The 5641-nt window shown below is 68.9% G+C and carries 6 protein-coding genes and 1 pseudogene; 6 read left to right on the plus strand and 1 reads right to left on the minus strand.

Translation table 11 applies throughout. The features are described 5' to 3' along the window. The 6 genes and pseudogenes from JMF90_RS21605 to nagZ all read left to right on the plus strand — a co-directional run. Positions 1–598, plus strand: a pseudogene (locus JMF90_RS21605) (ribonuclease III); the annotation flags it as partial. Positions 599–658: 60 nt separating this feature from the next. Further along, a complete protein-coding gene (gene era / locus JMF90_RS21610) occupies positions 659–1558 on the plus strand; it encodes a GTPase Era (protein ID WP_006476493.1) in 900 nt (299 codons plus the stop codon). Then, positions 1545–2381 carry a DNA repair protein RecO gene (gene recO, locus JMF90_RS21615; protein WP_006476492.1) on the plus strand — a complete coding sequence of 279 codons (837 nt, stop codon included), beginning with the start codon at positions 1545–1547 and terminating at the stop codon, positions 2379–2381. Before era ends, recO begins: the two co-directional genes overlap by 14 nt. Beyond that, the gene (gene pdxJ, locus JMF90_RS21620; protein ID WP_011544945.1) at positions 2378–3154 is read left to right on the plus strand and encodes a pyridoxine 5'-phosphate synthase; all 777 of its coding nucleotides are present in this window, start codon (positions 2378–2380) and stop codon (positions 3152–3154) included. Before recO ends, pdxJ begins: the two co-directional genes overlap by 4 nt. 81 nt (positions 3155–3235) lie before the next feature. Next, a complete protein-coding gene (gene acpS / locus JMF90_RS21625; RefSeq protein ID WP_011544946.1) occupies positions 3236–3682 on the plus strand; it encodes a holo-ACP synthase in 447 nt (148 codons plus the stop codon). A gap of 16 nt (positions 3683–3698) precedes the next feature. Next, a complete protein-coding gene (gene nagZ / locus JMF90_RS21630; RefSeq protein WP_011544947.1) occupies positions 3699–4727 on the plus strand; it encodes a beta-N-acetylhexosaminidase in 1029 nt (342 codons plus the stop codon). A gap of 177 nt (positions 4728–4904) precedes the next feature. On the opposite strand, the gene JMF90_RS21635 is transcribed toward nagZ, so the two are convergent. Then, positions 4905–5641 (minus strand): sigma 54-interacting transcriptional regulator (locus JMF90_RS21635; RefSeq protein WP_201325414.1); only part of this gene is annotated, 737 nt, incomplete at its 5' end.

Genomic DNA, 5641 nt, shown 5'->3' on the forward strand with positions numbered 1-5641 from the left:
TGCCGCGAAGAAGGCGCTCGACGAAGTGATGGCGGCCGCGCCGATGCTGGCCGCGAAGCCGAAGCGCTCGAAAAACGCGCGCGGGTCCAAGCATGTCGAACCCGAGATCGTGCCGGGCGTGAAGGGCGTGCAGGAAGCGCTCGACCTGCGCTCGCCCGAGCGGAAGGAACGTGCGGCGGCGCGCGAGGCGAGGGCGGCCGGCGCGGTGCCGGCTGCCACCGCCGCGGCTGCGGCGACGGGCGCTGAACCGGCCGTCGCGCCGATGGCCGCGATTCGCGCGGCGCATGTCGAGCCGGCCGCGGACAAGGGCGAACGGGCGGCGAAGCCGGCGGCCGACAAGGTTGCCGACAAACCGGCCGAGCGGCCCGACAAGGCCGCGGAGAAGCCGGCCGAGGCCGCGCCGCGCGCAGCTGACAAGCCGGCCGGCCATGCAGCCGATCCGGCATCGTCGTCGGCCGATAAGCCTGGCGCGAGTGCCGACGCCGCCGCGCGCACGCCTGCGCGCGCACGCGATGCCGCGGCGCCCGACGCGGACACGCCGCCCGGCGGCGCGAGCCTTGCTGCCGCGCAGGCGCGCGTGGCCGATGCCGACCACTGAACTGCCCAGCGATCGTGCCGCGCGCCGCGCGGCCGTTTCCGAACCTGTCTCCCAAACGATATGAACACTCCCGCTCCTACCGGTTTCCGTTGCGGCATGATCGCGATCGTGGGCCGCCCGAACGTCGGCAAGTCGACGTTGATGAACGCACTCGTCGGCCAGAAGATCAGCATCACGTCGCGCAAGGCGCAGACGACCCGCCACCGCATCACCGGCATCAACACGTTCGACGACGCGCAATTCGTGTTCGTCGACACGCCCGGTTTCCAGACCCGTCACAGCACCGCGCTGAACCGTTCGCTGAACCGCGCGGTCACGTCGACGCTGACGTCGGTCGACGTGATCCTGTTCGTGATCGAGGCCGGCCGCTTCGGGCCCGACGACCAGAAGGTGCTCGACCTGATCCCGCCCGGCATGCCGACGCTGCTGATCGCGAACAAGATCGACCGCGTGAACGACAAGGCCACGCTGTTCCCGTTCATGCAGAAGGTGAGCGAGCTGCGCGAATTCACCGAGCTCGTGCCGCTGTCGGCGCAGAAGCCGGAAGACATCAAGCGCCTGCTGGACACGATCAAGCCGTACCTGCCGGAAGGCGAGCCGATCTACGGCGAGGACGAGCTGACCGACCGCAGCTCGCGTTTTCTCGCGGCCGAAATCCTGCGCGAGAAGGTGTTTCGCTGGACTGGCGACGAGCTGCCGTACACGAGCACCGTGCTGATCGACAAGTTCGAGGAAGAGGGCCGCCTGAAGCGCATCTTCGCGACGATCCTCGTCGAGCGCGATTCGCACAAGGCGATGGTGATCGGCAAGAAGGGCGAGAAGCTCAAGCAGATCAGCACCGAGGCGCGGATGGACATGGAAAAGCTGTTCGACGGCCCCGTGTACCTCGAGACCTTCGTGAAGGTGAAGAGCGGCTGGGCCGACAACGAGGCGGGGCTGCGTGCCTATGGGTACGAATGACGCGCTGACGTCGACCGAAGACGCGGTGACGGCCGGCGCGAACGACGCGCCGCTGCCGGCACCGCCCGAACCGCCGCGCAAGGCGCGGCGCGCGACGTCTCGCACGTCCGATTTCCGCGTCGCCGAGCAGCCGGCGTTCGTGCTGCACAGCTATCCGTATCGGGAAACGAGCCTGATCGTCGACGTGCTGACGCGCGACCACGGCCGGCTCGCACTCGTCGCGAAGGGCGCGAAGCGCCCGCACTCCGCGTTGCGCGGCGTATTGCAGACGTTCCAGCCGCTGCTGCTGTCCTGGTCCGGCAAATCCGAGGTGCGCACGCTGACGGGCGCCGAGTGGGTCGGCGGGATGCTGCCGCTCGGCGGCGACGGGCTGTTGTGCGGTTTCTATGCGAACGAGCTGCTCGTGAAGTTCTGCGCGCGCGAGGATCCCCAGCCGCCGCTGTTCAATCATTACGTGCTGACCCTCACGCGCCTCGCGCACGGCGAGCCCGCGGTGCAGGTGCTGCGCTCGTTCGAGCGCGTGCTGCTGCGCGAGACTGGCTATGCGATGGCGCTGAACCGCACGGTTGCCCGCCGCGCGGTCGAACCCGAGCGCCGCTACGTGTTCGATCCCGAGCGCGGCGTGCGCAATGCGGACGACGACGTGCCGTCGCACTGGCCGGTCATCACCGGGCAGACGTTGCTCGACATGGAACAGGACGATTACCATCGAGCCCAGACGGTTGCGCAAAGCAAGACGCTGATGCGCTTCCTGCTGAACACCTATCTCGGCGGCACGCCGCTCGCCACGCGTCAGATCCTGATCGACCTGCAAAACCTATGAGCTTCTTCCTGACAACGCCCACCGCCATCGACCTCGGCGTGAACATCGACCACGTCGCGACGCTGCGCAATGCGCGCGGCACGCGCTATCCCGATCCGATCCGCGCGGCGCTCGCCGCCGAAGAAGCGGGCGCGGACGCGATCACGCTGCACCTGCGCGAGGATCGTCGTCACATCGTCGACGCCGACGTGCGCGAACTGCGCCCGCTGCTGAAGACGCGCATGAACCTCGAATGCGCGGTCACGGCCGAGATGCTCGACATCGCGTGCGAAGTGCGTCCGCACGACGCGTGCCTCGTGCCGGAGAAGCGCGAGGAACTGACGACCGAAGGCGGTCTCGACGTGGCCGGCCACTTCGAGGCCGTGCGCGCGGCGTGCAAGCAGCTCGCCGACGTGGGCGTGCGCGTGTCGCTGTTCATCGACCCGGACGACACGCAGATCCGCGCCGCGCACGAAGCGGGCGCACCGGTGATCGAGCTGCATACGGGCCGCTACGCCGAAGCGCACGACGAAGCCGAGCAGCAGCGCGAATACGAGCGTATCGTCGCGGGCGTGCAGGCTGGCGCGCGGCTTGGCCTGAAGGTCAACGCGGGCCACGGGCTGCACTACACGAACGTGCAGCAGATCGCCGCGATCGACGGTATCGTCGAACTGAACATCGGCCACGCGATCGTCGCGCACGCGATTTTCGCGGGCTGGGACAACGCGGTGCGCGAGATGAAGGCGATCATGGTCGCCGCACGCGTCGCCGCGCTGCACGGCGGCGCGCGCTGACGATGCGAGGCCGCCGCGCCCCGCACGCCGTTTGCGACGCGTTCGCCCCGACGCTGCCGGGCTACCCCGGCGGAGACTGACATGGCGATCTACGGCATCGGTACCGACATCGCGCAGGTGAGCCGCGTCGCGGCCGTGCTCGAACGCACGGGCGGCCGGTTTGCCGAGAAGGTGCTCGGCCCCGACGAACTGCGCGTGTTCCACGCGCGGCGCGCACGCTCCGAGGCACGCGGCATCGCGTTTCTCGCGACGCGCTTCTCCGCGAAGGAAGCGTTCTCGAAGGCGATCGGGCTCGGCATGCACTGGCCGATGACGTGGCGCGCGCTGCAGACGCTCAACCATCCGAGCGGCGAGCCGTACGTGGTCGCATCGGGCGAGCTGGCCGACTGGCTGGCCGCGCGCGGCATCACGGCGCGCGTGACGGTCAGCGACGAACGCGACTACGCGGTGTCGTTCGTGGTTGCCGAGACGGACGCTGAAACGGACGCCGCTCCTGCTCCTGTACCTGTTTCCCGAACCTCCTCCTGACGGAATTCCCGATCTGATGAAAACGACTCCCGGCCCGGTCATGCTCGACGTCGTCGGCACGACCCTGTCGCGCGACGATGCGCGGCGCCTCGCGCATCCGAATACCGGCGGCGTGATCCTGTTCGCGCGGCACTTCCAGAATCGCGCGCAACTGACCGCGCTGACCGATGCGATCCGCGCGGTGCGCGAAGACATCCTGATCGCCGTCGATCACGAAGGCGGGCGCGTGCAGCGGTTCCGCACCGACGGCTTCACGGTGCTGCCCGCGATGCGCCGCCTCGGCGAACTGTGGGATCGCGACGTGCTGCTCGCGACGAAGGTCGCGACCGCCGTCGGCTACATCCTGGCCGCCGAATTGCGCGCGTGCGGGATCGACATGAGCTTCACGCCCGTACTCGATCTCGACTACGGGCACTCGAAGGTGATCGGCGATCGGGCGTTCCATCGCGACCCGCGCGTCGTCACGCTGCTCGCGAAGAGCCTGAATCACGGGTTGTCGCTCGCCGGTATGGCGAACTGCGGCAAGCATTTCCCCGGACACGGCTTCGCGGAGGCCGATTCGCACGTCGCGTTGCCGACCGACGACCGCACGCTCGATGCGATCCTCGAGCAGGACGTCGCGCCGTACGACTGGCTCGGGCTGTCGCTTGCCGCGGTGATTCCGGCGCATGTGATCTACACGCAGGTCGACAAGCGGCCGGCCGGGTTCTCGCGCGTGTGGCTGCAGGACATCCTGCGCGGCAAGCTCGGCTTCACGGGCGCGATCTTCAGCGACGACCTGTCGATGGAGGCCGCCCGCGAAGGCGGCACGCTCACGCAGGCCGCCGATGCCGCGCTCGCCGCCGGTTGCGACATGGTGCTCGTCTGCAACCAGCCGGACGCGGCCGAAGTCGTGCTGAACGGGCTGAAGGCGCGGGCCTCGGCCGAGTCGGTGCGGCGCCTCAAGCGGATGCGCGCGCGCGGCAAGGCGCTCAAGTGGGACAAGCTGATCGCGCAGCCCGAGTATCTGCAGGCGCAGGCGCTGCTGAGCAGCGCGCTGGCGTAAGCGGGTAGGGGATGGCGCGGGTCGCGCCGTTCCGGTTGCTCCAAACGAAAAAGCCGCGCAGTAGCGCGGCTTTTTTATTACCGAGCGCGATGGCCTGATTCGGGTCGTCGCTGGAACGGATTTACACGCAACTAACGGTCAGATCCGACCAGCGCCCGTATCCAGGGGCCGCCCCACTCAGTTCACCTTCATTCGCTGCAGCTTGTTGTACAGCGTCTTCGGGCTGATGCCGAGCAGCGTCGCCGCGCGGTGGCGCGTCCCGCCGACCGCGTCTAGCGTCGCACGGATCAGCAGATCCTCGACGTCGGACAGCGGGGTGCCCACCTTGATCTGCACGCTGCTGCCGTTCAGCGCGGCGCCGGCGGAGAAGCTGGCTTCGCCCGCGCGCAGCGTCTCGATGAAGTCGCCCGATGCGTCGTACGCGAAACGCACGCGCTCCTGCAGTTCGCGCACGTTGCCCGGCCATTCGTACGACAGGCATTCGCGCACGAAGCCCGGGGCCGCGCGCTTGTCGGTCGTGCTGCGGCCGGTTGCGCGCGCATCCCGGTTCAGTTCGTCGATCTGCGCGTCCGCGATCGCGAGCGCATCGCCGTCGCGCTCGCGCAGCGGCGGCATCGTGATCGACGCCGCGTCGAGGCGCAGCCACAGATCCTCGCGCAGCGTGCCGTTCGCCACCGCTTCGCGCGCCGGGCGGCGGGTGGCCGCGATCAGCCGGAAATCGCTGGTGATCGAGCTCGTGCCACCGATCCGCATGAAGTTCTGCGAATCGAGCGCATGCAGCAGCGCTTCCTGCAGCACGAGCGGCAGTGCGGTGATTTCGTCGAGGAACAGCGTGCCGCCGCCGGCTTGCTCGAACAGGCCCGTCTCGCGGCGCTCGGCGCCGTCGAACGCACCGCGCTCATGGCCGAACAGCA

The organism is Burkholderia sp. E168m23 (genome assembly GCF_016586125.1).
Taxonomy (GTDB): Bacteria; Pseudomonadota; Gammaproteobacteria; order Burkholderiales; family Burkholderiaceae; genus Burkholderia; species Burkholderia orbicola.

Excerpts from the sequence above, each read along its gene's own strand:
- era (WP_006476493.1), top strand. The coding sequence starts at position 659 with ATGAACACTCCCGCTCCTACCGGTTTCCGTTGCGGCATGATCGCGATC.
- recO (WP_006476492.1), top strand. The coding sequence starts at position 1,545 with ATGGGTACGAATGACGCGCTGACGTCGACCGAAGACGCGGTGACGGCC.
- pdxJ (WP_011544945.1), top strand. The coding sequence starts at position 2,378 with ATGAGCTTCTTCCTGACAACGCCCACCGCCATCGACCTCGGCGTGAAC.
- acpS (WP_011544946.1), top strand. The coding sequence starts at position 3,236 with ATGGCGATCTACGGCATCGGTACCGACATCGCGCAGGTGAGCCGCGTC.
- nagZ (WP_011544947.1), top strand. The coding sequence starts at position 3,699 with ATGAAAACGACTCCCGGCCCGGTCATGCTCGACGTCGTCGGCACGACC.